Origin of the sequence: Palleronia pontilimi, from assembly GCF_016412875.1 — a bacterium.
GTDB lineage: Bacteria > Pseudomonadota > Alphaproteobacteria > Rhodobacterales > Rhodobacteraceae > Palleronia > Palleronia pontilimi.
The window spans coordinates 144043-168118 of sequence record NZ_JAEKPD010000010.1 but is presented as its reverse complement, the minus strand read 5'-3'; the positions used below and the strand labels follow the sequence as shown (position 1 = coordinate 168118).

27 protein-coding genes are annotated in these 24076 nt (G+C 67.7%); 3 read left to right on the top strand and 24 right to left on the bottom strand.

Features of this window, described 5'->3' with window-relative positions; genetic code table 11:
- Positions 1-5: 5 nt before the first annotated feature.
- The 22 genes from ILP92_RS12325 to ILP92_RS12220 all read right to left on the bottom strand — a co-directional run bounded on the left by ILP92_RS12325 (position 6) and on the right by ILP92_RS12220 (position 19057).
- Positions 6-419 carry a YNQ4 family lipoprotein gene (locus tag ILP92_RS12325; protein ID WP_198916693.1) on the bottom strand — a complete coding sequence of 138 codons (414 nt, stop codon included), beginning with the start codon at positions 417-419 and terminating at the stop codon, positions 6-8.
- A gap of 6 nt (positions 420-425) precedes the next feature.
- The gene (nuoG, locus tag ILP92_RS12320) at positions 426-2444 is read right to left on the bottom strand and encodes an NADH-quinone oxidoreductase subunit NuoG (protein ID WP_198916692.1); all 2019 of its coding nucleotides are present in this window, start codon (positions 2442-2444) and stop codon (positions 426-428) included.
- 126 nt (positions 2445-2570) lie between these two features.
- Positions 2571-2918 carry a hypothetical protein gene (locus ILP92_RS12315; RefSeq protein ID WP_198916691.1) on the bottom strand — a complete coding sequence of 116 codons (348 nt, stop codon included), beginning with the start codon at positions 2916-2918 and terminating at the stop codon, positions 2571-2573.
- Complete coding sequence (locus ILP92_RS12310; RefSeq protein ID WP_198916690.1) at positions 2918-3328, bottom strand: DUF5333 domain-containing protein; 411 nt, start codon at positions 3326-3328, stop codon at positions 2918-2920. The genes ILP92_RS12315 and ILP92_RS12310 overlap by 1 nt, the downstream gene beginning before the upstream one ends.
- A 97-nt stretch (positions 3329-3425) precedes the next feature.
- Positions 3426-3752 carry a hypothetical protein gene (locus ILP92_RS12305; protein WP_198916689.1) on the bottom strand — a complete coding sequence of 109 codons (327 nt, stop codon included), beginning with the start codon at positions 3750-3752 and terminating at the stop codon, positions 3426-3428.
- Positions 3753-3981: 229 nt separating this feature from the next.
- The gene (gene nuoF / locus ILP92_RS12300) at positions 3982-5268 is read right to left on the bottom strand and encodes an NADH-quinone oxidoreductase subunit NuoF (RefSeq protein ID WP_198916688.1); all 1287 of its coding nucleotides are present in this window, start codon (positions 5266-5268) and stop codon (positions 3982-3984) included.
- A gap of 50 nt (positions 5269-5318) precedes the next feature.
- Positions 5319-5546 carry a DUF5337 domain-containing protein gene (locus ILP92_RS12295; RefSeq protein WP_198916687.1) on the bottom strand — a complete coding sequence of 76 codons (228 nt, stop codon included), beginning with the start codon at positions 5544-5546 and terminating at the stop codon, positions 5319-5321.
- A 48-nt stretch (positions 5547-5594) separates the two neighbouring features.
- Positions 5595-6437 (bottom strand): helix-hairpin-helix domain-containing protein, encoded by an 843-nt coding sequence (locus ILP92_RS12290; protein WP_198916686.1) that lies wholly within the window; start codon positions 6435-6437, stop codon positions 5595-5597.
- A gap of 49 nt (positions 6438-6486) precedes the next feature.
- Positions 6487-7800 carry an NADH-quinone oxidoreductase subunit E gene (locus ILP92_RS12285; protein ID WP_198916685.1) on the bottom strand — a complete coding sequence of 438 codons (1314 nt, stop codon included), beginning with the start codon at positions 7798-7800 and terminating at the stop codon, positions 6487-6489.
- Between the two features lie 16 nt (positions 7801-7816).
- Positions 7817-8296: a hypothetical protein gene (locus tag ILP92_RS12280; protein ID WP_198916684.1), complete on the bottom strand. Its 480-nt coding sequence runs from the start codon at positions 8294-8296 to the stop codon at positions 7817-7819.
- A complete protein-coding gene (locus tag ILP92_RS12275) occupies positions 8293-9504 on the bottom strand; it encodes an NADH-quinone oxidoreductase subunit D (protein WP_198916751.1) in 1212 nt (403 codons plus the stop codon). The genes ILP92_RS12280 and ILP92_RS12275 overlap by 4 nt, the downstream gene beginning before the upstream one ends.
- Before the next feature lie 6 nt (positions 9505-9510).
- The gene (locus ILP92_RS12270; protein ID WP_198916683.1) at positions 9511-10380 is read right to left on the bottom strand and encodes a sulfotransferase family protein; all 870 of its coding nucleotides are present in this window, start codon (positions 10378-10380) and stop codon (positions 9511-9513) included.
- Between the two features lie 4 nt (positions 10381-10384).
- Positions 10385-10993, bottom strand: coding sequence for an NADH-quinone oxidoreductase subunit C (locus tag ILP92_RS12265; protein ID WP_198916682.1), 609 nt, complete (start codon positions 10991-10993; stop codon positions 10385-10387).
- Positions 10994-11005: 12 nt separating this feature from the next.
- On the bottom strand, positions 11006-11539 hold the full coding sequence (locus ILP92_RS12260; RefSeq protein ID WP_198916681.1) for a NuoB/complex I 20 kDa subunit family protein: 534 nt from the start codon (positions 11537-11539) through the stop codon (positions 11006-11008).
- On the bottom strand, positions 11530-11898 hold the full coding sequence (gene ndhC, locus ILP92_RS12255) for an NADH-quinone oxidoreductase subunit A (protein WP_198916750.1): 369 nt from the start codon (positions 11896-11898) through the stop codon (positions 11530-11532). Before ndhC ends, ILP92_RS12260 begins: the two co-directional genes overlap by 10 nt.
- 241 nt (positions 11899-12139) lie before the next feature.
- On the bottom strand, positions 12140-12808 hold the full coding sequence (locus ILP92_RS12250) for a glutathione S-transferase family protein (RefSeq protein ID WP_198916680.1): 669 nt from the start codon (positions 12806-12808) through the stop codon (positions 12140-12142).
- 189 nt (positions 12809-12997) lie between these two features.
- A complete protein-coding gene (locus ILP92_RS12245; protein ID WP_198916679.1) occupies positions 12998-14956 on the bottom strand; it encodes an acetyl/propionyl/methylcrotonyl-CoA carboxylase subunit alpha in 1959 nt (652 codons plus the stop codon).
- Positions 14957-15001: 45 nt separating this feature from the next.
- On the bottom strand, positions 15002-15976 hold the full coding sequence (locus tag ILP92_RS12240) for an NAD(P)H-dependent flavin oxidoreductase (RefSeq protein WP_198916678.1): 975 nt from the start codon (positions 15974-15976) through the stop codon (positions 15002-15004).
- Between the two features lie 4 nt (positions 15977-15980).
- Complete coding sequence (locus ILP92_RS12235; RefSeq protein WP_198916677.1) at positions 15981-16652, bottom strand: alpha/beta hydrolase; 672 nt, start codon at positions 16650-16652, stop codon at positions 15981-15983.
- Positions 16649-17278 carry a DNA-3-methyladenine glycosylase family protein gene (locus tag ILP92_RS12230; RefSeq protein WP_198916676.1) on the bottom strand — a complete coding sequence of 210 codons (630 nt, stop codon included), beginning with the start codon at positions 17276-17278 and terminating at the stop codon, positions 16649-16651. The genes ILP92_RS12235 and ILP92_RS12230 overlap by 4 nt, the downstream gene beginning before the upstream one ends.
- Positions 17271-18014 carry a cobalt-precorrin-6A reductase gene (locus tag ILP92_RS12225; RefSeq protein WP_368667880.1) on the bottom strand — a complete coding sequence of 248 codons (744 nt, stop codon included), beginning with the start codon at positions 18012-18014 and terminating at the stop codon, positions 17271-17273. Before ILP92_RS12225 ends, ILP92_RS12230 begins: the two co-directional genes overlap by 8 nt.
- Positions 18014-19057: a cobalt-precorrin-5B (C(1))-methyltransferase gene (locus tag ILP92_RS12220; protein ID WP_198916675.1), complete on the bottom strand. Its 1044-nt coding sequence runs from the start codon at positions 19055-19057 to the stop codon at positions 18014-18016. Before ILP92_RS12220 ends, ILP92_RS12225 begins: the two co-directional genes overlap by 1 nt.
- Positions 19058-19142: 85 nt before the next feature.
- On the opposite strand from ILP92_RS12220, the gene cobA reads away from it, so the two are divergent.
- From cobA to ILP92_RS12205, 3 genes are read left to right on the top strand one after another with little or no spacing between them, the layout of a single operon-like run.
- Positions 19143-19994 (top strand): uroporphyrinogen-III C-methyltransferase, encoded by an 852-nt coding sequence (gene cobA / locus ILP92_RS12215; protein ID WP_198916674.1) that lies wholly within the window; start codon positions 19143-19145, stop codon positions 19992-19994.
- Positions 19991-21349: a cobyrinic acid a,c-diamide synthase CobB gene (locus ILP92_RS12210; RefSeq protein WP_198916673.1), complete on the top strand. Its 1359-nt coding sequence runs from the start codon at positions 19991-19993 to the stop codon at positions 21347-21349. The genes cobA and ILP92_RS12210 overlap by 4 nt, the downstream gene beginning before the upstream one ends.
- On the top strand, positions 21346-22572 hold the full coding sequence (locus tag ILP92_RS12205; RefSeq protein WP_198916672.1) for an MFS transporter: 1227 nt from the start codon (positions 21346-21348) through the stop codon (positions 22570-22572). Before ILP92_RS12210 ends, ILP92_RS12205 begins: the two co-directional genes overlap by 4 nt.
- Before the next feature lie 7 nt (positions 22573-22579).
- Here the strand turns inward: ILP92_RS12205 and ILP92_RS12200 are convergent, their stop codons facing one another.
- Positions 22580-23194, bottom strand: a complete 615-nt coding sequence (locus ILP92_RS12200; RefSeq protein WP_198916671.1) for a hypothetical protein — start codon at positions 23192-23194, stop codon at positions 22580-22582.
- Between the two features lie 101 nt (positions 23195-23295).
- Entirely contained in the window at positions 23296-24039 is a 744-nt protein-coding gene (locus ILP92_RS12195) for a squalene/phytoene synthase family protein (RefSeq protein ID WP_198916670.1), read from the bottom strand.
- Between the last annotated feature and the right edge of the window lie 37 nt (positions 24040-24076).

Sequence of the window (24076 nt, the reverse complement as noted above, 5' to 3'; positions counted from 1 at the left end):
CTTTGTCATACCGTGGGGATCCCGTCCTGTCGGCAGGTCGCCACGACGACTTCGGCGTCGAGATTTCGGCTGCCGCGCGGCAACGCGGGCGACACCGTGTAAACCGCATCTCCGCGCCAAATGCCACCCTTCTCATTCACATTCGTCCGGATATGGCGTGCAAACCCATAGCCCCGGATCAAGGCATATTGCGCCGCCGCGCAGCGCGCATAGGCGTCCACGTCGGCAGGCGCGCGGGCGCCACGCATTTCCACCAGGAAGTTCACCAAGTCGTTTTCCAGCAGCCGGGTCTGCACCCCTTCATAGACCGCGCCGTCGGGCGGGATCACGCGCGTGACCTCGGGGATATCCGGCGCGTCGTTCACCGAGGGATCGCACCCTGCCACCGCCAAAACCGCCAAGACCGCGACACCCCGCATCCCGGCCTACTCGGCCGCCAGGGCCGTCTGATGACGCGCCTTCGCGCCCGCGCTGAGTTCCGCCATGAGCTGGCTGGCCCGCGTAACCGGATTGTTGAGATAGTGATCGTCCAGTGCGCGTCCGAAGGGCTCGGATCCCAGGTCGCCCCTGTCCAGCGCGTCGCCTTCATTCTCGGCGATGTCGTCGACCAGGCCCAGATGCGGCACCGCCTCGACCATCGCGCGGCGCAGCTGCCCCAGCGAGTCGTAGGGCAGTTGCGAGTCGATCATCGCCGACAGCGCGCGCAGCACGGCCCAGTTTTCCTTGGCCTCGCCGGGCGCGAAGCTGGCGCGCAGGGCCAGTTGCGGTCGGCCTTCAGTATTGACGAAGAGGCCCTGTTCCTCGGTCCAGGCGGCGGTCGGCAGGATCACGTCGGCGCGGTGCGCGCCCCGGTCGCCGTGGCTGCCCTGGTAGATCACGAATGGCCCCTTGGGGATGTCCATCTCGTCGGCACCCAGCGCATAAACGGTATCGACCCCGTCCAGCGCGGAATCCACGCCGCCATCGGTCACGGCACCCACATCCATCGCGCCCACGCGGGACGCGGCGGTGTGCAGGACCAGCAGGCCCGATCCGGTGCTTTCGGCCAGCGCCTGCGCGGCGGCCAGAACGGCGGCCCCGTCGTCGCGGCGCAGCGCCGCCTGGCCGACGATCACGATGCTGGGCTTGTCGCGAACCTCGGAATGGTCGCGCCCGATCAGGTCGTCCAACGCCTGCGGGCCGTCGCCCAGATGCGCGTATTCGTAGGTCAGATCGACGGCTTGCCCAACGACACCCACATCCGCGCCCTTCAACCAGGCCTTGCGGATGCGGCTGTTGAGCACCGGCGCCTCGACGCGGGGATCGGTGCCGATCAGCATGATGGCTTTGGCGGTGTCGATATCCTCGATCGCCGCGGTGCCCACATAGGCCGCGCGGTTGCCCGCGGGCAACTTGGCACCGTCCAGGCGGCATTCCACCCGGCCGCCCTGCCCTTCGATCAGTTGCTTCAGCGCGAAAATCGCTTCCGTGGGGGCCAGATCGCCCACCAGACCGGCCACCTTCTTGCCCCGCAGTCCTTCGGCGGCGGCGCTCAGGGCCTCGGGCCAGGTGGCCGGGCGCAGCTTGCCGTTCTCGCGGATATAGGGCTTGTCCAGCCGCTGGCGGCGCAGACCGTCCCAGACGTAGCGCGAGCGGTCGGCCAGCCATTCCTCGTTGATGCCGTCATTGTTGCGCGGCAGGATCCGCATCACTTCGCGGCCCTTTGTATCCACGCGGATGTTGGACCCGAGCGCATCCATCACGTCGATGGTTTCGGTCTTCGTCAGCTCCCACGGGCGGGCGGTGAAAGCATAGGGCTTCGAGGTTAGCGCGCCCACGGGGCAAAGGTCCACGATGTTGCCCTGCATGTTCGAATCGAGCGTCGCGCCCAGATAGGACGTGATTTCCGCATCCTCACCGCGCCCGGTCTGGCCCAGCTCGGGCATGCCGGCGACCTCGGTGATGAAGCGCACGCAGCGGGTGCAGGAAATGCAACGCGTCATGTGCGTGCCCACCAGCGGGCCCAGGTCCATGTTCGTCACGGCGCGCTTGGGCTCGCGGTAGCGGCTGAAATCCACACCGTAAGCCATGGCCTGGTCCTGCAGGTCGCATTCGCCACCTTGGTCGCAGATCGGGCAGTCCAGCGGATGGTTGATCAGCAGGAACTCCATCACGCCCTCGCGGGCCTTCTTGACCATGGGGCTGTTGGTCTTGACCTGCGGCGGTGCGCCTTCGGGGCCCGGGCGCAAGTCGCGGACCTGCATCGCGCAGGACGCGGCGGGCTTGGGCGGCCCGCCCACCACTTCGACCAGGCACATGCGGCAATTGCCAGCGATGGACAGCCGTTCGTGGTAGCAGAAGCGTGGGATCTCGATCCCGGCCTGTTCGCACGCCTGGATCAGCGTCATGGCGGGATCGACCTCGATTTGGTGGTCGTCGATGATGATTTTGCGCAGATCGCTCATGGCCCTTGGTCTCCATGGGGTCCGGGCGCGCGGGGTCGTGCGCGCCGCTTGCGCAATCATGTAACGCTATTTGGCCGAAGGTAAAACCGCGCAATCGCGCGGTTTGCGCATTTGTCGCGGCTGCCGTCAGTCGCAGACGCCGCGAAACCGCCACGCATCGAGCCGACGATCGCTGTGGCGCACCGTCTTGGTCAGCTTGACCCGCTTCGAATTGAAGGTGTTCACGCAGTACTGCCCGGCACTGGCCGCGAAGATCGCGCGCGCTTCGGCTTCGGTGACGATGTTCGGGTACACGTACAGGTCGAACCCGTCGCGCAACTCGAACAGTTCCTTGCGGCCGATGACCAGCTCCCAGGTCGCGGGAACGGTCGTGGGCACGTATCCGGGCGGATGGGCGTCGACCCGACGGTCCTGCGCGCCCGCTGGAAGACCCAGCAGGCAGCCCAGTGTCATTGCAGCGAGAATGCGTCGCATCAGCTTCCTTTCAGCAAGCGACCCGCAGCTGTGCCACGGGCGATTTCCTCGCGCCCGACCTTGCAATAGCCCGACGCGTTCCCAGCCGTCGCCCCACGAGACGCAAGCTCGGCGCGGACTTCCGCGCGCAACGCGTCCTTGGCGGCGTCGTTATCCTCGAGCGCCTTCACGTCCGCTTCGGTATAGCCATTGTCGCGGGCGTATTTCTCGAGTCCCTTCAGCATAGCATAGGCGCGGACCAAACGGGGCGATATCTGGGGGCAATTCTTGCGAATCTCGTCGGCAAGACCGATGGCGTAGAAGCCGTCGCGCACGGTCTGGTTCTTTTCCAGCGGAACCTGCTGGGCGAAAACGGGCTGAGACAGCACCGATGCCAGCATGGCCAAGGGTAGCATCTTCGAAAGAGACATCTTTCACTCCAAAAGCGTGTGCCAATATGTCCGCACAAATCAGCTAAGGACCGATTAAACGGTCAGGGTGCCTCGCATCAAGGGCATCACGGCGACGTTATCGCGGATCGCAGCGTCCGCGGACCAGCGCCGTGCGTGCATCGAGGGGCCGAACCACCCAGTCATCCGGGCCGCCGCTGGTATCCCAGGTAATCTCGGACGAGCCGTAGCGGCGCATGCAGAACCGCGTGCCCTGGTAGCGCGCCGACTCGCGCCATTGCGATAGCGGCGCGCCGTTGGTCACGGTGGTGACGGTGAACGCCGGGCTGCCGCGTGTGGTCGAAATCTGGGCGCGAAACGGCAGGGGTTCTTCCGGCACCGCGCGCGAGAACAGGCCGACGCCGGGCAACGCACCGCAGCCGGTCAGGACTCCGAGACAGATCATCACCGGGAAAAATCTTTTCAAATCATCGACCCTTTCGTCGCGCAAGCGTCCGCCCACCCATGCCGATACCCCGCGCTGGCGGATTTCGCAATCTTTTGGGCGTGCGGGACTTCTTGCTGTCCGGGGTGAAAGACGCGCCGCCATCTATGCGGATCGCGTCTCAAGGCAGCCTGCGCCGGGATCTACCGCGCAGGAAAGCCCAACGACAGGAAGCCGACCGCGGGCGACCCTATTCGGCGGCGACGGGCTTGCGCTTATGCGCGATGCGATCCTCGATCTCGTCGCGGAAATGGCGGATCAGGCCCTGGATCGGCCAGGCCGCGGCGTCACCGAGCGCACAGATCGTGTGGCCTTCGACCTGCTTGGTCACGTCCAGCAGCATGTCGATCTCGGCCGGATCCGCGTCGCCCCGGACCAGCCGGTCCATGACCCGCATCATCCAGCCCGTGCCCTCGCGGCAGGGCGTGCACTGACCGCAGCTTTCGTGCTTATAGAACGCGCTGAGCCGCCAGATCGCCTTGATGATGTCTGTGCTCTGATCCATCACGATCACCGCCGCGGTGCCCAGGCCCGACTTCTGCTCGCGCAGCCAGTCGAAATCCATGATGGCGTCCTCGTGCATGATCTTGCCGGGCAGGCAGGGCACGGACGATCCACCGGGAATCACCGCCTTAAGATTCGACCACCCGCCCCGGATGCCGCCGCAATGCTTCTCGATCAGCTCCTCGAACGTGATCGACATGGCCTCTTCGACGACGCAGGGGTTGTTCACGTGCCCCGAGATCGCGAAGAGCTTCGTGCCCTTGTTGTTCTCGCGCCCGAAGCTGGAAAACCACGATGCCCCGCGCCGCAGGATCGTCGGCACGACCGCGATGGATTCGACGTTGTTCACAGTGGTCGGGCAGCCGTAAAGGCCCGCGCCCGCCGGGAAGGGCGGCTTCATGCGCGGCATGCCCTTCTTGCCCTCAAGGCTTTCCAGCAGCGCCGTTTCTTCGCCGCAGATGTAGGCGCCCGCGCCATGGACCAGGTAGAGGTCGAAATCCCATCCCGATCCGGCGGCGTTCTTGCCCAGCAGCCCGTCGTCGTAGGCCGCGTCGATGGCGGCCTGCAGCGCCTCGCGCTCGCGGATGTATTCGCCGCGGATGTAGATGTAGCAGGCATGGGCGTTCATGGCGAAGCTGGCGATCAGGCAGCCTTCGATCAGCGTGTGCGGATCGTGGCGCATGATCTCGCGATCCTTGCAGGTGCCCGGCTCGGATTCGTCCGCGTTGACCACCAGGTAGGACGGGCGCCCGTCGGATTCCTTGGGCATGAACGACCATTTGAGCCCCGTCGGGAAGCCCGCACCGCCCCGCCCGCGCAGGCCGCTATCCTTCATCTCGGACACGATCCAGTCGCGGCCCTTCTTGATGAGGTCGGCCGTGCCGTCCCAGTGGCCGCGCGCTTTCGCCCCGGCAAGGCTGCGGTCCTTGCGGCCGTAGATGTTGGTGAAGATGCGGTCCTTGTCGTCCAGCATGTGGGTCTTCCTCAGGCTTTTGCGGTGCAGGCCCGTTCCGGCCTTGGCACCTATTTCGTCTCGTCCTGGCGTTTGCGCCAGATCTGGTAGGTCACGACCAGCGCCCAGAAGAACGCGGCCAGCGCGGCCAGGTCGAACAGGAACACGAAGCGTGCGGGCAGGCCCAGGCGGCCGCCAAAGAACTGCGCGCCCATCCAGAGCACCATGGTCACCGCCATGACCAGCCCGACATTGCGGGCCTGTTTCGCCGTGGCGAGGCGGTTGTCGTCGCTAGCCATGGCGCAATTTCAGGGGCGCGTCGATGCGCCCAAATATCGCGCGTCCCGTCACGAGTGATCGGCTTTCTTCGAGAATTCCGTCTCGCCGCCCTCGGCTAGGACCTTCGCTTGCGGCACCCAGTCGTCGCGGGTCACGCGGCCCTTGAAGCCCTCGAGGTTGGCATCGACCCAGGCGACTTCCTGGTCATTCCAGCTTGCGATCTGGTTGTAGTGATAAAAGCCCATGCCGTGCAGCATTTCTTCCATCTTGGGGCCGACGCCCTTGATCTTCTTCAGATCGTCCGCGGTGCCGTCCCGGGGCCCGTCCAGGCGGGCGGGCGCGGTGCCCACATCGCGCGGGTCCACATCGTCGGCCATCGCCTTCGCCGTGCCAGTCGATGCGGCACCGGTCGCTTCCGCCTGCACCGATCCGCTGTCGGATGAGGTTTCAGCGCCCGGAAGCTTGCTGTTGTCGGTGGCGTTGGCGTTCTCGACGTTGGCGACCTCTCCGGCCTTGTCGCCCGCGGGTTCGTAGCGCCAGGATCCCTTGCGGGCCGCCAATTCCTGCTCGCCCTCCAAAAGCGTGCCCGTCTTGACCTTGCCTGCGCTGCCCGGCTCGACCCCGGCCGATCCGGGCTCGACCCCCGCGCTTCCGGCGGGCACCGTGCGATCGCCAAGCTTGCCGTCCGCGCTGGGACGCAGGCTGTCCGCGTCGGGGCTGCCGGTGTCCGCGCCCTTGTGGAACCCAAGGAACAAGAACACTGCGGCGACGGCCGCGACGAGGACCGCCAGGAAGATTGCGGGCGACAGATTGAAGCCGCCCAGAACCGACAGCGCCACGGCCGCGACGAAGCCGATCGCGCCGGCGATCGCGCCGACAATTACCATCGAACCCTGAGTTTGCTTGGTCATAATCACCTAATCCCTGTCCAAACGGGCCATTTTTCGACCCCCTGGAAGATTATTTAGCGCGCGAAGTCGGGTCTGTCTCCCCATCCCGCGCCAAAATGCGGGCTTGACCAACCCAATCGTCGCGCAGGACACGGCCCTTGAAGCCTTCCAGGTTGCGATCGACCCAGGCGATTTCGCGCGGAGTCCAGCTCGCGATCTGGTCGAAATGGTAAAAGCCCATCTCGTGCAGAAGCGCTTCCAGCTTGGGCCCGACACCCTTGATGTCCTTGAGGTCGTCGGCTTGCCCCTCGCGCGGGCCGTCCAGCGCGGCGGGCCGGGTTTCGTCGCCCTCGGCCACGTTCGCGGCGGCGTCGTTGTCGGCGGACGCGTCGGCATCCAGGGGGCCGGTGCCCGCGCCCGTGCGCTCGCGCGCGCTGCCCATGGCGGTTGCCGTTGCGCCTGCTTCGTGGATGTTGCGATCGGCCTTTTCGGGGGCGTCGATGACGCTACCCTCCTCCGGGCGCGCCTTGTTGACCTCGTCGGTTTCCTGCTTGGTCAAGCTCTTGTCGGTGACGGGCGTATTCGCCGCGGGCTTGGCGCCCGGCGTGGGGCTGTCAATGCCGCCTTTGGGGCCCAGAAGGTCGTCGCGGCTTTCGGGCGGTTGCGTCGCACCGGCCTGCACCGTGTCGCGCCATGGCGTCAGTAGGGGCACTTCGGTCCCGTCAATCCGCTTGATCGTATCGCCGAGCTCGGTGGCCAGCGTCACGCTGGCATTGCTGTCGTGATCGGCGTCCCCACCCAGCGACGTCAGCCCCGGCGCAGGCTCGGACGCGAAACGGCCCTGTTGCGACCCCGGCGTCGGCACCTCGCCCGCCGCCATGCGGTCGATGAGCGCGGCGAAATTGTCGGCCGTCAGATCCTCGTAGTAGTCCTTGCCGATCTGGGCCATGGGCGCGTTGGCGCAGGCGCCCAGGCATTCGACCTCTTCCCACGAGAACTTGCCGTCGTCGCTAAGCTGGTGCGCCCGCGGCGCGATCTTGTTCTTGCAGACCGCGATCAGGTCCTCGGCGCCGCAGATCATGCAGGACGTGGTGCCGCAGACCTGGATATGCGCAACGCTTCCAACGGGTTGCAGCTGGAACATGAAGTAGAACGTCGCCACCTCCAGCACCCGGATATAGGCCATGTCCAGCATCCGGCCCACTTCCTCGATGGCCGGGCGGCTTAGCCAACCTTCCTGCTCCTGCGCGCGCCACAGAAGCGGTATCACCGCGCTGGCCTGGCGGCCTTCGGGATACTTGGTCATCTGCGCCTCGGCCCACTCCAGGTTGGCGGGCGTGAAGGCAAAGCTGTCGGGCTGGTCGGGATGAAGACGGCGTAGCATCGGTTATCCTATCGGCTCAATTGGTCGCGGCGGCGCCGCAAAGCGTGTCTGACAAGGTCGCCCGGCGGCCACGGACCTCGATCGCGCCCGCGTCGTAAAGCGGCGTCGCGATGGCCTGCAACTGGGCGCGGCTCAGGCCCAGGCGGCCCATCACCGCATCGAGATCGCTGGCATGCAACGCGCAGTCGTTTGCGGCGAATTCGCCCAGGAACTGCTGTTTCGGCGTCGCGGCCGCCGTGTCGGGCGGGCAGAGAGAGGGCGGCACGCTGAGACGGCCGACCGCGTCTTCGGTCGCGGTGCCGTCGATCAGCAGGCCCGTCAGAGTGTCGCGCACGAATTCCGGCGTGAATCCTTCGGGTGCGAAAGTGTCGGCGACCTCGTGCGGGCCGACACTGCAGCCCTGCCGCGCCAGCACCGTGTAAAGCGCCACTTCGGTCTGCTCGGCCAAGACCGGGACCGGCAGCGCGCACAGGATCAGGACAAGGGCTGGTCTCACCGGTCGATTTCTCCGAACACCACGTCAAGCGTGCCGATGATGGCGGCAACGTCCGCCAGCTGGTGTCCCTTCGCCATGTGGTCCATCGCCTGCAGGTGCAGGTAGCCCGGAGCACGCAGCTTGGCGCGGTAGGGCTTGTTGGTGCCGTCGGCCACCAGGTACACGCCGAACTCGCCCTTCGGCGCCTCGACGCAGGCATAGGTCTCGCCCGCAGGGACGTGGAAGCCTTCGGTGTAAAGCTTGAAATGGTGGATCAGCGCTTCCATCGACGTCTTCATGTCGCCACGCGTGGGCGGGGCCATCTTGCCGCGCGCCATGACGTCGCCCGGCTCGTTGCGCAGTTTTTCGCAGGCCTGGCGGATGATCTTGATCGATTCGCGCATCTCGGCCATTCGGACCAGGTAGCGGTCGTAGCAATCACCGTTCTTGCCGATGGGGATCTGGAAATCGAATTCGTCGTAGCATTCATAGGACTGCGCGCGGCGCAGATCCCACGCTAGCCCCGAGCCGCGCACCATCACGCCCGAAAAGCCCCAGTCCTGGATTTCCTGCTCGTTCACGACGCCGATATCGGCATTGCGCTGCTTGAAGATGCGGTTTTCGGTCAGCAGACCGTCGATATCGTCCAGCACCTTCAGGAACGGGTCGCACCAGGCGTCGATGTCTTCGATCAGCTGCGGCGGCAGGTCCTGGTGGACGCCGCCGGGGCGGAAATAGGCGGCGTGAAGGCGCGCGCCGCAGGCCCGCTCATAGAACACCATCAGCTTCTCGCGCTCCTCGAAACCCCACAGCGGCGGGGTCAGCGCGCCCACATCCATCGCCTGCGTCGTGACGTTCAGCAGGTGGCTCAGGATCCGGCCGATTTCCGAATACAGCACTCGGATCAGCGACGCGCGGCGCGGCACTTCGGTACCGGTCAGCCGCTCGATGGCAAGGCACCAGGCGTGCTCCTGGTTCATCGGCGCCACGTAGTCCAGACGGTCCAGATAGGGCAGGTTTTGCAGGTAGGTGCGGCTTTCCATCAGCTTTTCGGTGCCGCGATGCAGAAGGCCGATATGCGGGTCGCACCGCTCCACGATCTCGCCGTCCAGCTCGAGGACCAGACGCAAAACACCATGCGCCGCAGGGTGTTGCGGGCCAAAGTTGATGTTGAAATTGCGGATCTTCTGTTCGCCCGTCAGGGCGTCGTCAAACTTCGTGCCATCCATCATGGGTCAGACCCTCACCATATTTGCGGACCAAGCGTCGGGAAGTGTCCCGAACCGGTCGCGGATACAATCGTATTGCGGAGCGAGCCACGTGCGCGCCATGTCGCGCTGCTCGTCCGTCATCTTCATGGGTGTGCCGGCGTGCACGCGGGTGCCCGTGTCGCCCTTGCGCGGCGCGATGCCAAGGAAGGCGCAGAGCCGTGTCAGACCATCGCCGCCGAACAGCTCTTCGTAGAACATCACCAGCAGACGCTTGGGATCCACCGCCGCGTCGAGCCGCCGCAGCGCGCCCGCGTAGTCGCCGCGAATGGCGATCTCGGTCTCGTCGCCGCGGAACGTCCGCTTGAGGATGCGCGCGGCCCGGTCGGGCGTGGCCGGATCGGGCGCCGCGCGGCGCTTGGCGATCATGCGAACGTGGCTCCAGAGCCGGGCAACGGGGTCGCGCAGCAGGTACACGAAGCGGGTATCCGGCAGAAGTCGCGCCATCTGCGCCAACCGCTCGACCGGCATAAGCGCGTAGGCGGGCGTCACGTCGCCGATCACCTTGGCCTTGCCCTGCCCGTCCCGAAGGTAGTCCAGATACGCATCGGATCCGCCGTCCCGCAGCGTCGCGATCCAGTCATCACGGTCGGCGATGCGCGTGTCGAAACTTCCCCACCGGTCCGCCGAGACCTTGCCGCGCCGCGCGATCAGGTCGTCGCGCGACCTCGTGACCTGCGCGATCTCCTTCGTGCGGCGATCCTCGTCCATCGTGTCGAAGAAATGCAATTCCTTGATGCTGCGCAGGTGGCAGTCCGGATGGGCCGCAAGCTGCTCGTGAAGCCAGCTGGTCCCCGCCTTGGTCGCCCCCACGCAGAACATCAGAACCGGTGCCATCGGGTCAGCCCTGCGCTTTCGTCTTCTCGTCGCCCGGCAACACGTAGTCGGCCCCTTCCCAGGGGCTCATGAAGTCGAACTGGCGGTATTCCTGCACCAACGACACGGGCTCGTATATCACGCGCTTCGTGACCTCGTCATACCGCACTTCGGTGTACCCCGTGGTCGGGAAATCCTTGCGCAGGGGGTGCCCGCGAAAGCCGTAATCGGTCAGCAGGCGTCGCAGGTCCGGGTGACCCGAGAAAAGCACCCCGAACATGTCGAAGATCTCGCGCTCGAACCAGTTGGCACTGGGATGGACGGCGGTGATCGACGGTGCCATCTCGTCCTCGCGCACCTCGGCCTTCAGGCGGATGCGGTGGTTCTGGTACATCGACAGGAAGTGGTACACCAAGTCGAAGCGCGCCTCGCGCGCCGGGTGGTCCACGGCCGTGATGTCGATCAGCGTGGTGAACTGGCAGTTGCGGTCGGTCTTCAGGAACTCGACCATCGACACAAGGGACGACAGCGCGACGTTCACCGTCAGCTCGCCGAACGCCACGTCGTAGCCCAGGACACAGTCCGAGCGCGCCGTCTTCAGATGTTCGCCGAGTTCGTGCAGCGATTCAGCCATGTTGGACGCTCCTTAACGGGTGATGGTGCCGGTGCGCCGGATCTTGCGCTGCAATTGCAGGATGCCATAAAGCAGCGCTTCGGCCGTCGGCGGGCAGCCGGGCACGTAGATATCCACGGGCACGATCCGGTCGCAGCCGCGCACGACGCTGTAGCTGTAGTGGTAGTAGCCGCCGCCATTGGCGCAGCTTCCCATCGAGATCACGTAGCGCGGCGCGGGCATCTGGTCATAGACCTTGCGAAGCGCGGGCGCCATCTTGTTGGTCAGGGTGCCCGCGACGATCATCACGTCGGACTGGCGCGGGGATGCGCGCGGGGCGATGCCGAAGCGTTCGGCGTCGTAGCGCGGCATGGACGTGTGCATCATTTCGACCGCGCAGCAGGCCAGCCCGAAGGTCATCCAGTGCAGCGATCCGGTGCGCGCCCAGTTGATGATGTCCTCGGACGAGGTCAGCAGAAATCCCTTGTCCGTCAGTTCGTTGTTCAGTTCCTGCGTGGCGTGATCAAGATCCACGCCCGCGGTGTTGGCTCCGGTCGCTATTCCCATTCCAGCGCCCCTTTCTTCCATTCGTATGCAAATCCGACGGTCAGCACCGTCAGGAAGACCATCATCGACCAGAACGCGGCGTCGGTCATGACGTTGAAACTGACCGCCCAGGGGAACAGGAACGCGATCTCCAGGTCGAAGATGATGAACAGGATCGACACCAGGTAGAAGCGCACGTCGAATTTCATCCGCGCGTCGTCGAAGGCGTTGAAGCCGCATTCATACGCGCTGATTTTCTCGGGGTTCGGGTCGCTGACGGCCAGGATGGCGGCCGCCAGGATCAGGATCAGGCCCAGCCCGATCGCCAAGCCCAGCAGGATCATGATCGGCAGATATTCACGAGAGAGGATGACATCCATGCGCGTGGGATCCTTCATGTCTTCGGTTCCGCCCGTCCGGCGGTCCACGATTGTTCTATTGGACTTAGACCCGAGCCTGCGCAGGGTCAACGGCAAGCGGCGGGTCAGATGGGCGCAGGCGCGCTTCCGAACGCTTCCAAAGGACCGGCATCGACCTGGTTTGGAAGCGCACGCACGGCCCCCTCGCCCCCGAACCGCGATCGCGGACAAAGACGGCGAGTGCGGCATCCCTGCACCGTGTCTAGGACTTCCACGCCTCGTAGAAATCCTGCCGGTACAGCAGTTCGGCCCCCGGGGGCGGCAGCGCCTTCTGGAACGTCTCGCGCTCGGTGATCTGGTCGTACCATCGCGCGACTTCCGGGAAGCCGTCCAGCCGGGCGAAGTGCCGCGCCATATACACCGCCTGCCCGACCGAGATATCGGCGGCCGAGAAGCCGCTTGTCAGCAGGTAATCGCGGTTCTCCACCGGGGTCGACAGGCGCGCTTCGATCGCGGCATAGCACTTCTCCAGCCGCTTCGCTTCCAGCTTCATCACCACCGGCGAGCGCATGGCGTCGTCGAACAGCACCACGTGCTGCTGGGTAAGCGCGGCGGCGTGCTGGCTGATGGTTTCGGCGAAATGCAGCCATATCAGGAAATCGGGCCGGTCGATATCGCCGGGCGGGCGGCCCAGCCCCCGATCGGCGAAGCGTTCGCACAGCACTTCGGTGATGGCCCCCGATTCCCAGATGACCTCGCCATCCAGGTGAAGGGCCGGCACGCGGCCCGACGGATTGATCGACAGGTATTCGGGATCGCGAAGCGACATATCGAAAGGGCGCACCCGCAGCTGAAAGTCCACGTCGAGCTCGTGCAGCAGCCAGAGCGTCCGCATCGATCGTGTCTGATGGCAATGGTGCAGAGTGATCATGGCATGTCCTGCGCTATCTCAGGGCAGGCCATATCAGAGCGATGGCGGATCGACCATTCAAAGCGCCGCACGCGCCCGTGACAGGCAGTTTGCCGCGCTGGAAACCGGCGCCGGATGCACGATTGACACGCATCCGACCCCCTTCCCCGCTTCTTCATTTACCCCGGCGCAAGGCGCCCCCACCCCGGATCACGGCGCATCGCTGTCGGCCAGGCGGATCAGCCCGTCCCCCGCGCTGACCTGCGATCCGGGCGAAACCAGCACCTCGGCCACCGTCCCGTCACGCCCCGCGCGCAGGACATGCTCCATCTTCATGGCCTCGAGCACAGCCAGCGCCCGGCCCGCCTCGACCCGCTCGCCCACGTCCACGTGCACGGCCTGCACAAGCCCCGGCATCGGCGCGATCACCACATCCGCGCCCGGACCGGCGGCCACGTCGCGGGCAAGCGGATCGACGATGTCGAACGCGTATCCCGGCCCCTGTGGCACGATCACGCGGCCCGGCAGGTGATGGACCGGCGGCATCTTCAGCCCGTCGATCCACCAGGCGCCCCCTCGCCACTGCGCGTCGAGCTCGGCGCCGTCCAGCAAGATGCGCCGCTGCGTGCCGCCTTCGCATTGCACCCGCGCGGTAAACGCGCGCTCTCCCAGCCGCATTGCGACGGCCTGACCCCACCTGGACCACAGCGCGAACCCCTGCAGCGCGTCGCCGGGCCGGTCGAGACCCAGCGCCGCCAGCGCCGCAAGGCCGACCACCGTATCCGGCGGCGGCGCAACCGCGACCAGCGCGTCCAGATCGCGCCCGATCAGCCCGGTATCGACCCGGCCCGCGACAAAGCCCTCGTGATCCAGCAAGGCCTGCAGAAACGCCTTGTTCGTGGCCGGACCGTCGATCACCAGCCGTTCCAGCCCGCCCGCGAGCGTGCGCAACGCGCCATCGCGGCAGTCGGCATGGGCGATGAGCTTGGTGATCATGGGGTCGTAATGGGGCGACACGACATCGCCTGTGCGCACGCCCGTCTCGACCCGCAGGCCATCGGGCCAGCAAAGCGCGGCGAGTCGCCCGGTGGCGGGCAGGAAGCCCGAGGGCACGTCTTCGGCGTAAAGCCGCACCTCGACCGCGTAACCAGTGATGCTCAGCGCCTCTTGCGCCATGGGCAAACCCTCGCCCGCGGCCACGCGCAGCTGCCATTCGACCAGGTCCACGCCGGTCACGGCCTCGGTCACCGGATGCTCGACCTGCAGGCGCGTGTTCATTTCCATGAAGTAGAATCCGCCGGTCTTCATCCGCCCGTCGCCGTCCACGTTGCCGCCATCGACGATGAACTCGACCGTGCCTGCGCCCGCGTAGCCGATTGCGGTGGCCGCGCGGACGGCGGCCGCGCCCATCTCGGCGCGCAGCGCATCGGACATGCCCGGTGCGGGTGCTTCCTCGACGACCTTCTGGTGGCGGCGCTGAAGCGAGCAGTCGCGTTCGAACAGATGCACCGCGCCATGGCCGTCGCCGAAGACCTGGATCTCGATATGGCGGGGATTGGCGACGAACTTCTCGACCAGGACGGCATCGTTGCCGAAAGAAGTGCGCGCCTCGGACCGGGCCGATGCCAGGGCGTCGGCGAAATCCCCGGCGCTCTCGACCAGCCGCATCCCCTTGCCGCCGCCGCCCGCGACGGCCTTGATGAGCACCGGATAGCCGATGCAATCGGCCTCGGCGGCGAGCGTGTCGCCGGATTGGTCGGTCCCGTGGTAGCCCGGCACGACCGGGACGCCCGCCTCGGCCATCAGCCCCTTTGCGGCGTCCTTCAATCCCATCTTGCGCATGGCCGCGGCCGACGGGCCGATGAAGACCAGGCCCGCGGCCTCGACCGCTTCGACGAAATCCGGGTTCTCGCTCAGAAATCCGTAGCCCGGGTGGATCGCCTGCGCGCCCGTCGCCAGCGCCGCCGCCACGATCGCATCACCGCGCAGGTAGCTGTCAGCGGGCGCCGAGCCGCCGATATGGACCGCCCGGTCGGCCATGGCCACATGGCGCGCTTCCCGATCCGCGTCGGAATAGACCGCGACCGTCTTCACCCCCAGCCGCGCGCAGGTATCTATGATCCGGCAGGCGATTTCGCCCCGGTTGGCGATCAGGATGGTTCGGAACATGGATGTCTCGCTTTCTAGGACGCAGTGTTCCGCATCGGCGGGATCTTAACAAGCCGCGGCGTCGGCACCTTCGTGGCTCAGAAGTCCGGCCCCGCGGGCCAGGCAACCGCGCGCCTGGGACACCAGGTCCCCCATGATCCGGGCGGCAGGCAGGCGCGCATGGATCAATCCGACCGCTTCGCCCACGACCGGTGTGGCGCGCGCCGCGTCGCCGTCGGCCATCGCGCGCGCCCAATCCGCGCGGGCCGCGTCATCGCCGCGCAACAGGTCCGCGCGCCCGTCCCAGCGGTCGGTGAAGGCAGTCGACAGCGTACGGATCGCGTAGCCGTCCGGCCAGGCGAGCCCCCGCGCCGCGTCGGGCAAGGCCCCCTTCACCGTGGCGTCGCCGGTCGCGGACAGCGCGGCGTCCACCAGCCCGTCCGCCACTAAGGCTTCGCGCGCGGCCCAGAACCGGCTGCCCAGCATCGCGCCCGACGCGCCCAGCATCAGCGCCGCCGCCAGCCCGCGCCCGTCGGCGATCCCGCCCGCCGCGACCACCGGCACCCGACCCGCCGCCAGGTCGACGATCTCGGCGACCAGCGAAAACGTGCCGCGCGACGCGCCGTGGCCGCCTGCCTCGCCGCCCTGCGCCACCAGCGCCGCCGCGCCCGCGTCGAGTGCGCGCGCCGCATGGGCGACGGTCTGGACCTGGCAGATGAGCGGGACGCCCGCATCGCGAATCGCGGGCGCGAAGGGCATCGGGTCGCCGAAGGACAGCATCAGCGCCCGCGGTCCGTGGGCCAGGGACTGCGCCAGCGTGTCGGCGTTGAGCGCCCAGGTGATGAAACCGATGCCAACCGGCGCGTCGGCCAGCGCCATCTGCGCGTCCAGCCAATCGGCATCTCCGTAACCGCCCCCGACAAGCCCCAGACCACCGGCGCGGCTGACCGCCGCGGCCAGTGCACCGCCCGCGACCCCGGCCATGGGCGCAAGGACGACCGGCGCGTCCAGACCGAAAAGGTCGCTCAGCGGCGTGCGCACGGCCTCACGCCTTGTCCAGGCCCAGACGGTCGCGCACGAAGGCCAGCGCCACGCTCAGACCGTCGGGCGCGATGCCGTGACCGGTGCCCTTCATCACATGGGCATAGACGTCGAGCCCCGCATCCTGCAGCGTCTGCGCGGCCTCGGGCAGGGACGCGGGCGGCACCACGTCGTCCTGGTCGCCGTGGATCAGCAACACCGGCGGCTTCGACCGTAACTCGGCCTCCAGGCTTTCGGGGCGCAACAACCGGCCAGAGAAGCCCACCAGCGCCGCCACCGGATATTCGCGCCGCAGCGCCACGTGCAACGCCATCATCGTGCCCTGCGAAAAGCCCATCAAGACAAGCTGATCGGCCTCGATCCCCTCGTCCACCATGAGATCATCGAGATAGGCGTTCAGATCCGCCACCGCCGCATCCATCGCCGACTCGGCCGCCGCCGGATCGGATCCATCCAGCCAGGGGATCGGAAACCACTGGAATCCCATGGGGTTAACGGTCGAGCGCTCGGGCGCGTCGGGGGCCACAAACACCGTATCGGGCAGGTGCGGCGCCAGCGGGTCGGCCAGGCCCAGCAGGTCGGCGCCATCCGCGCCGTAGCCGTGCAGGAACACCATCACCGAGCCTGTCCGCCCCGACGCGCTGTCGCGTCTCTTGCTGTCCAGAGTACGTGTCATCGGATCCCCTCGCGTTGCTTTTCATGGGCGTAGTAGGCCCAGAGCCCGCGCGCCGCAACGCCCCGCCAGGGCGACCACGGCTCGGCCAGCGCGCGCAACGCCTTGTCGGTGGGCCGCGCATCCAGCGCGAACAGCATTCGCGCGCCTTCCTGCAGCGCCAGGTCGCCCGCCGGAAAGACGTCCGCCCGGCCCAGCGCGAACAGCGCGTAGATCTCGGCGGTCCAGACCCCGATGCCCTTCACGGCGACCAGCGTGGCGATGACCTCGTCGCTGGGCGCGCGGGCCAGCGCGTCGAAGTCGATGCCCGCTTCGGCCAGCGCGCGCAGGTAGCGCTGCTTGGGACGGCTAAGACCGCACGCCTTCAGCGTCTCGTCGCTGGCCGAGACCACGACGGCCGGATCGTGCAGCCCGGCCTCTTCGACGCGGCCCCCGATGGCCGCCGCCGAGGCGACGCTGACCTGCTGGCTGACGATGGCCTGCACCAGCGCCGGGAAGCCGCCCGGACGCAGCCGGTCGGGCCAGGGTCCGCTGACCTTCAGTGCATGGGCGAAACGCGGCTCGGCATCCGCAAGCCACGCGGCCCCTTCCGCCACGCATCCCGCGCCCCGGATCACGCGCTCAGGCAAGGCGGCGGGCCCATGTAATCGCGGCGGCCACGGTTTCCAGCTTCAGCGCGTCGGGCTGCATCGGCCTGCGGATCATGGCGACGCGGATCCCCAGCAGACGCGCCGCATCCAGCTTCGAGCGGCTGGCCGAGCCGCCCGCGTTCTTCACCACCAGCCAGTCGACGCCCAGGCGCTCGAAGAGCCTCACTTCGTCATCGACGGTAAAGGGCGGTCGCCCGATCACCCAGCCCCCGTTGGGAAAGGGGAACGAGTCGGGGGCCGAATCGATCTGGCGCGCATAGATCGTGCGGTCGGCCAGCGGGGCGAAACGGTCCAGCGTCTGACGCCCCGTGGCCAGGAACACCGTCGCATCGGCTTCGATGAAGCGGGTGGCATCGGTTTCGTCGTTCAGGAACTCCCAGCGGTCGCCGTCGAGCGGCCGCCAGGACGGTCGCAGGATCTGGGCGTAGGGCACGTCCAGCTCGGCGCAGACTTCGGAGGACCGGTGGCTGATGGACGCCGCGAAGGGATGGGTCGCGTCCAGGACCGCGCCGATCCGCTCGTGACGCAGGTATTCGGCGAAGCCCTCGCGCCCGCCGAAGCCCCCGATCCGGGTCGGCACGCCCAGCGGCTGGGGCGCGCGCGTGGCCCCTGCCAACGACGCGGTCACCCTGAAATCCTGTCGCCCGCCCAGCGCCGAGGCGAGCTGTCGCGCCTCGGTCGTGCCTGCCAGCAAAAGCAGCCTCAGACCCGACATCAGGCGCGCGCCAGGATCGCGCCCGCGCGGTCGCAGACGACCACATCGACGGCAATCGGGGCGTCGCCGACCATCTGTTGCAACGCATCCCGTGCGGTCCGTGCCACGTGATCCGCCAGCGGCGGTCCCGCGATCTGAAGCGCCTCGAGCACCGTGTTCGCATCCCTCAGCGCCGGTTGCGCCATCTCATCGGCCAGCCGCCCGAAATCCACCTGGCTGCGGGCCGAATGCAGATCGCGCGCGCCCTGCCCCAGCTTCGTGAGCTTGGCGATGCCGCCGCCCACGGTCAGGCGCGGGACCGGGTGGCGCACCAGGTATTTGACCATTCCTCCCACGAAATCTCCCATATCCAGCATCGCATGGTCGGAAAGACCGTAAAGCGTTTGCGTGGCGCGTTCGCTTTGCGCTCCGGTTGTGCCCGCAACGTGCCCCAGCCCATTGGCGCGCGCAACATCGATCCCGCGGTGAATGGACGCGATCCAGGCGGCGCAGGAAAACGGGCGGACAACCCCCGTCGTGCCCAGAATCGACAGCCCCCCTTCGATGCCAAGGCGCGGGTTCCAAGTGCGGCGCGCGATCTCGGCGCCGCCGGGGATCCGGATCGTGATGTCGATATCGGGGCGTTGGCCGTATTCCGCCGCCAGCGCCTGCACTTCGGCCTCCATCATCCGGCGCGGCACGGGGTTGATCGCGGCCTCGCCCGGCGCGATGGGCAGCCCCGCCTTGGTGACCGTGCCCACGCCCTCGCCCGCGAAAAACCGCACGCCGCCGGGACCGGGTGCGACCCGCGCGATCACCAGCGCGCCGTGGGTCACGTCCGGGTCGTCGCCCGCGTCCTTGATGATGCCCGCCTCGGCCCAACCGTCGCCCGCCACGGCATGGGCCAGCGGCCAGCGCGGCACCTCGCCCTTCGGCAGCACGATGGAGGCGGTCACCGGGAACGCCCCGCCCCAGAGCGCGTGCAGCGCCGCTTGCACCGCGCCCGTGGCACAGGCCCCCGTGGTCCATCCGCGGCGCAGCTTTCGGTCTGGTTTGCGTGTCATCGCGGGCGACTATGGCGTAGCCACGGACGGGGCGGAAGCGTTGAAACCCCCTTCCCTTGCGCGGTGACAGGCGTATTAGAAGATCATGACCGACCCGATGCCCCTGCCCGGCCACGTGTGGCCCGAATTCCAGCCCGGATGGGTGTGGCTCTGCGGTGCGGGTCCGGGCGATCCGGGCCTGCTGACCTTGCATGCCCTGAACGCGCTGCGGCAGGCCGACGTGGTGGTCTATGACGCGCTGGTTGAGCCCACGATCCTCGACTGGGCCCCCGGCGCCGAGCGGATCTACGCGGGAAAGCGCGGCGGCAAGCCCAGTGCGATGCAGCGCGACATATCGCTGCGGCTGGTCGAGCTGGCGCGCAAGGGCCGCCGCGTGCTGCGTCTGAAGGGCGGCGATCCCTTCGTCTTCGGGCGTGGTGGCGAAGAGGCGCAAACGCTGGTCCAGCACGACGTGCCCATCCGGATCATCCCCGGCATCAGCGCGGGCATCGGCGGGCTGGCCTATGCGGGCATCCCCGTCACCCACCGCGACGTGAACCAGTCGGTGACCTTCGTGACCGGCCACGACCAGTCTGGAAACACGCCGCAAACCCTGGACTGGGCCGCGATCTCGCGCGGCAGCCAGGTCATCGTGATCTACATGGGCATGAAGCATATCGACCAGATCGCGGCGGCCTTGCTTGACGCGGGCCGCGCCCCATCCGAGCCGGTAGCCGTCGTCACGCAAGCCACGACCGACGACCAGCGCGTGCTGGAAACGACGCTGGCCGCTTGCCCCGCCGACATCGACGCCGCGGGGCTCGAGCCGCCGGCGATCATCTGCGTTGGGCGATCGGTGCTGATGCGCCAGGCGCTGGACTGGCAGGCGCAGGCGCGCGGCGAAAGCGCGCGCGACACCGACCCGCTTGGACGCGGACGCCCTGCCGAAAGCGCATGACGGCGCGCGGCCTGATCGTCGCGGCCCCCGCCTCGGGAAGCGGCAAGACCACCGTCACCCTCGGCATCCTGCGGGCGCTGAAACGGCGCGGATTGAAGGTTTCCGGCGCCAAGTCCGGCCCCGACTACATCGACCCGCGCTTCCACGAAGCCGCCTGCGGGCAGCCCAGCGTCAACCTGGACGCCTGGGCCATGTCCGACACCCGCATCCGCAGCCTGGCCGCTGCCGATGGCCTGCTGGTGGTGGAGGGCGCGATGGGCCTTTTCGACGGCGCACCGCCGACGGGACGCGGTGCCACGGCCGATCTGGCGCGCATCCTGGGCCTGCCGGTGGTGCTGGTCGTGGATGCGGGACGGATGGCGCAGTCGGTCGCGCCGCTGGTGGCCGGTTTCGCGCAGCACGATCCGTCGGTGCGGATCGCGGGCGTCATCCTGAACCGGGTGGGAAGCGACCGGCACGAGAGGATGCTGCGCGCCGCGCTTTCGGCCAAGGGTCTGCCCGTGCTGGGTGCGCTGCCCCGCGACACGGGACTGTCCTTGCCGTCGCGCCACCTCGGGCTGGTGCAGGCGGGCGAACACGCGGAGCTGGACGCGTTTCTCGATCACGCGGCCGACCAGGTCGAGCGCCATGTCGACTTGGCAGCCCTGCACGCCCTGGCCGGGGCACTCGGGACCGGCAACGCCGAACTGCCAAACTTGCCACGCGACATGGTCGGCACCCGCATCGCCATCGCCCGCGATGCCGCCTTCAGCTTCGTCTATCCCCACCAAGTCGCAGACTGGCAGCGATCGGGCGCGCGACTATGCTACTTTTCGCCCCTGGCGGACGACCCCGTGCCCGAGGCCGACATGATCTTCCTGCCCGGCGGTTATCCCGAATTGCACGCGCATCGCATCGCCTCGGCGGATCGGTTCCTCGGCTCGCTGCGCGCGGCGTCCCGGACCACCGAAATCTACGGCGAATGCGGCGGCTACATGGTGTTGGGCGAGACGTTGACCGACGCCGACGGCACGCACCACCGGATGGCCGGGCTTCTGCATCTGGAAACCAGCTTTGCCGAGCGCAAGCTGACGCTGGGCTATCGCACCCTGACGGCGCTGGCCGGACCCCGAGCCGAACGCCGCTTCATGGCGCATGAATTCCACTATGCCACCACCCGGCGTGCCGAGGGTACGCCGCTGTTCCACGCCCGCGATGCCGAAGGGGCCGAACTGCCCGATATGGGCCTGGTCAGCGGTCGTGTCTCGGGCTCGTTCGCGCATCTCATCGACTCCGCGATCGCGTCCGGTGATGCTGCCGATCACGCGGGGCGCGCTTCCCCCCACGCGTTGCGTCCGGTAAGCCAGCGGCCATGACCGACGTCATTTTCCCCGATACCGACCGGACCGCACGGCGCAATGTCACGATCCTCGTGGGGGCGCAGGCGTTCCTGGGCGCGCAGATGCCCATGATCTTCGTGCTGGGCGGGCTGGCGGGCCAATCGCTGGCCAGCAATCCGTGTTTTGCCACGCTGCCCATATCGCTGATCGTGCTGGGATCGATGCTGGCCGCGCAGCCCCTGTCGGCGCTGATGCAGCGCTTCGGACGGCGCGCGGGCTTCCTGACCGGCGCGGCCTTCGGCGCCATGGGGGCGGGTGTGGGCGCGTGGGGTCTGATCGAGCAATCCTTCCCGATCTTCCTTCTGGGATCGCTGCTGACCGGCGGCTACATGAGCGCGCACGGCTTCTACCGCTTCGCCGCCGCCGACACCGCGTCCGACGCCTTCCGTCCCAAGGCGATCAGCTACGTCATGGCGGGCGGCCTGCTGTCGGCGCTGATCGGGCCACAACTGGTGAAGCTGACGGCGGATGCGATGGTCGTGCCGTTCCTTGGCACCTACCTGGCGGTGATCGTGGTGAACGTGCTGGGCGCCGGGCTGTTCGTGTTCCTCGACATCCCCAAGCCGACACCGCCGGACGAGAATTCCCCAAAGGGCCGCACCAAGCTGGAGCTGCTCCGCACGCCCCGCATTGCGGTCGCCATCATCTGCGCCATGGTCAGCTACGCGCTGATGAACCTGGTGATGACCTCGACCCCGCTGGCGGTTGTGGGCTGCGGCTTCGACAAGGCGAACGCGGCCGATATCGTGTCGGCCCACGTGCTGGCCATGTATGCGCCGAGCTTCTTCACCGGCCACCTGATCGCGCGTTTCGGGGTCGAGCGGATCGTGGGCATCGGTCTGGCCCTGCTGGCGGCGGCGGGGGCCGTGGCGCTGGCGGGTGTCGAGTTGACGAACTTCTTCGGCGCGCTGGTGCTGCTGGGGCTGGGCTGGAATTTCGGCTTCATCGGTGCCACGGCCATGCTGGCCGACAGCCACCGTCCTGAAGAGCGCGGACGCGTCCAGGGCATGAACGACGCGCTGGTCTTCGGCTGCGTGACGCTGGCGTCGCTCTCCTCGGGCGGGCTGATGAACTGCGCGGGCGGCACGGCGGAACAGGGCTGGAGCGCGGTCAACCTGGCCATGCTGCCGTTCCTGGTGCTGGCCTTCGGGTCGCTGCTGTGGCTTTGGATCCGGCGCGGCAGCGCCCGGATCGCCTGACCCCGGTCTAGAGCGACTGGTGGGTCATGAAGAACGGCATCCGCCATCTCCCGCCATGGGCGCCGAAGCGCAGCATGTCGTCCTCGGCCCCACCAGCGGGCGCGATTGTGCGGCGAATTCCGTCGCGCACGAGCTCGCGACCCAGCCGCGGGTAGACGCGGGCCGAATGCCCCATGTGCTCATCCTCGTCGCCCCGGCGCGACACGCCGACGCCCCGCGACACGATCTGCCAGAACGTGTCCGGTCCGGGCGGCCTTTCGCCACCGCGCAGCCTTTCGCGGGTCTGTTCCTCGATCCGCGCCAGTGTCGCGTCCTGCGACTCGCGGCGCTGGGCCGCGGTGGTGTCGTCGTACTCGTAGGCCCGCACCGCCATCCCGAGATAAGGATCCGCTTCGCTGGGCGGGATCGGCGGATGCAGGTGCATGTCGCTGGCGCCCGCCGTCGGCACCGGCGAGTTCATCTCGGACATGTTGACCTCGATGATGCCGGTATCGACGACGGTCGCGTGCGGTTCCCCGTCGATCACGTTCAGAAAGAAGAACTCGAACCGCGGCTCGTCGCCGGTGATTTCGGTCTTTCGTTCGATACGCAGACTGTATTCTATCCAGATAAGATCGGGCATGGAAGATTCCTTGTCATGGAAGGAACGGGACTCAGGGCGCGACCGGCGGTCCCGGCGACGCAACCCTATCATCAATCCGCCCCATGCGCAGCGAGGCGGTCTCAGATGGCCGCTTTTCGGAGCAAACGCGCGCGGCGACGAAACGGCGACAGCGCCAACCTGCCTGCAGCCACCCTTGCGGGGTCAGCGGCCGCCTGGCGCAGCAAGGGCTCGGCTTCCCACGCAGAGAGCGTCGCCACGCGCGCGGGTTTCGACAGGCGCACCCCCGCGATGTCACCCAGGGCCGCTTCCGCCAGACGGCGGATCGCGTTCGGGCCGTCATCGACCAGCGGCCGCATGCCGCGCGCCGCCAGGTCCGGCACCGCCTGGAACCAGCGCGCCAGCCCTTCGGCGAAGGCCACCTTGCGCACCGGCCCTTCTTCGTCCCCGGCGCCAAGCAGCCGGGCGGCCGTCCAGACTAGGTTGCCGGTGGACTGGTTCAGATGCGCGCGGAACTGCGCCTCGCTCAGAAACGGCGCGCGGGCGATATCCCAGCGGCGCGCGTCGGCGATGCGGCTGAGCGTGTCGCAGGCGACTGGGTCGAGGATCGCGGCCAGCGACGTCACGACTTCGTGGCGGCGCGGGGACTGGCCGGTGCGCAACTCGTCCAGCGCGTCGCGATACCATTGCAGGCGGATTTCGGCCAGCATGGGCTCGGACGTGACATAGGGCGCGCGCGCGATCTCGAGGTTCAGCGCGTAGAGCGGGAACAGCACCCGCCGGGCGTCGGGCGGTGCGGCCATGGCGGCCAGGAAGCGGTCCGGATCGCCGGTCTCGACCAGCGCGGCGCAGGCATTGACGCTCATCGCGCGGCACCGGGCGCGGATTTCTCGAGAAATCCGT

Bases quoted from the DNA above. Each gene is read 5' to 3' on its own strand.
- ILP92_RS12325 (WP_198916693.1), bottom strand. From the start codon at position 419: ATGCGGGGTGTCGCGGTCTTGGCGGTTTTGGCGGTGGCAGGGTGCGAT.
- nuoG (WP_198916692.1), bottom strand. From the start codon at position 2,444: ATGAGCGATCTGCGCAAAATCATCATCGACGACCACCAAATCGAGGTC.
- ILP92_RS12315 (WP_198916691.1), bottom strand. From the start codon at position 2,918: ATGCGACGCATTCTCGCTGCAATGACACTGGGCTGCCTGCTGGGTCTT.
- ILP92_RS12310 (WP_198916690.1), bottom strand. From the start codon at position 3,328: ATGTCTCTTTCGAAGATGCTACCCTTGGCCATGCTGGCATCGGTGCTG.
- ILP92_RS12305 (WP_198916689.1), bottom strand. From the start codon at position 3,752: ATGATCTGTCTCGGAGTCCTGACCGGCTGCGGTGCGTTGCCCGGCGTC.
- nuoF (WP_198916688.1), bottom strand. From the start codon at position 5,268: ATGCTGGACGACAAGGACCGCATCTTCACCAACATCTACGGCCGCAAG.
- ILP92_RS12295 (WP_198916687.1), bottom strand. From the start codon at position 5,546: ATGGCTAGCGACGACAACCGCCTCGCCACGGCGAAACAGGCCCGCAAT.
- ILP92_RS12290 (WP_198916686.1), bottom strand. From the start codon at position 6,437: ATGACCAAGCAAACTCAGGGTTCGATGGTAATTGTCGGCGCGATCGCC.
- ILP92_RS12285 (WP_198916685.1), bottom strand. From the start codon at position 7,800: ATGCTACGCCGTCTTCATCCCGACCAGCCCGACAGCTTTGCCTTCACG.
- ILP92_RS12275 (WP_198916751.1), bottom strand. From the start codon at position 9,504: ATGGATGGCACGAAGTTTGACGACGCCCTGACGGGCGAACAGAAGATC.
- ILP92_RS12270 (WP_198916683.1), bottom strand. From the start codon at position 10,380: ATGGCACCGGTTCTGATGTTCTGCGTGGGGGCGACCAAGGCGGGGACC.
- ILP92_RS12265 (WP_198916682.1), bottom strand. From the start codon at position 10,993: ATGGCTGAATCGCTGCACGAACTCGGCGAACATCTGAAGACGGCGCGC.
- ILP92_RS12260 (WP_198916681.1), bottom strand. From the start codon at position 11,539: ATGGGAATAGCGACCGGAGCCAACACCGCGGGCGTGGATCTTGATCAC.
- ndhC (WP_198916750.1), bottom strand. From the start codon at position 11,898: ATGGATGTCATCCTCTCTCGTGAATATCTGCCGATCATGATCCTGCTG.
- ILP92_RS12250 (WP_198916680.1), bottom strand. From the start codon at position 12,808: ATGATCACTCTGCACCATTGCCATCAGACACGATCGATGCGGACGCTC.
- ILP92_RS12245 (WP_198916679.1), bottom strand. From the start codon at position 14,956: ATGTTCCGAACCATCCTGATCGCCAACCGGGGCGAAATCGCCTGCCGG.
- ILP92_RS12235 (WP_198916677.1), bottom strand. From the start codon at position 16,652: ATGACACGTACTCTGGACAGCAAGAGACGCGACAGCGCGTCGGGGCGG.
- ILP92_RS12225 (WP_368667880.1), bottom strand. From the start codon at position 18,014: ATGTCGGGTCTGAGGCTGCTTTTGCTGGCAGGCACGACCGAGGCGCGA.
- ILP92_RS12220 (WP_198916675.1), bottom strand. From the start codon at position 19,057: ATGACACGCAAACCAGACCGAAAGCTGCGCCGCGGATGGACCACGGGG.
- cobA (WP_198916674.1), top strand. From the start codon at position 19,143: ATGACCGACCCGATGCCCCTGCCCGGCCACGTGTGGCCCGAATTCCAG.
- ILP92_RS12210 (WP_198916673.1), top strand. From the start codon at position 19,991: ATGACGGCGCGCGGCCTGATCGTCGCGGCCCCCGCCTCGGGAAGCGGC.
- ILP92_RS12205 (WP_198916672.1), top strand. From the start codon at position 21,346: ATGACCGACGTCATTTTCCCCGATACCGACCGGACCGCACGGCGCAAT.
- ILP92_RS12200 (WP_198916671.1), bottom strand. From the start codon at position 23,194: ATGCCCGATCTTATCTGGATAGAATACAGTCTGCGTATCGAACGAAAG.
- ILP92_RS12195 (WP_198916670.1), bottom strand. From the start codon at position 24,039: ATGAGCGTCAATGCCTGCGCCGCGCTGGTCGAGACCGGCGATCCGGAC.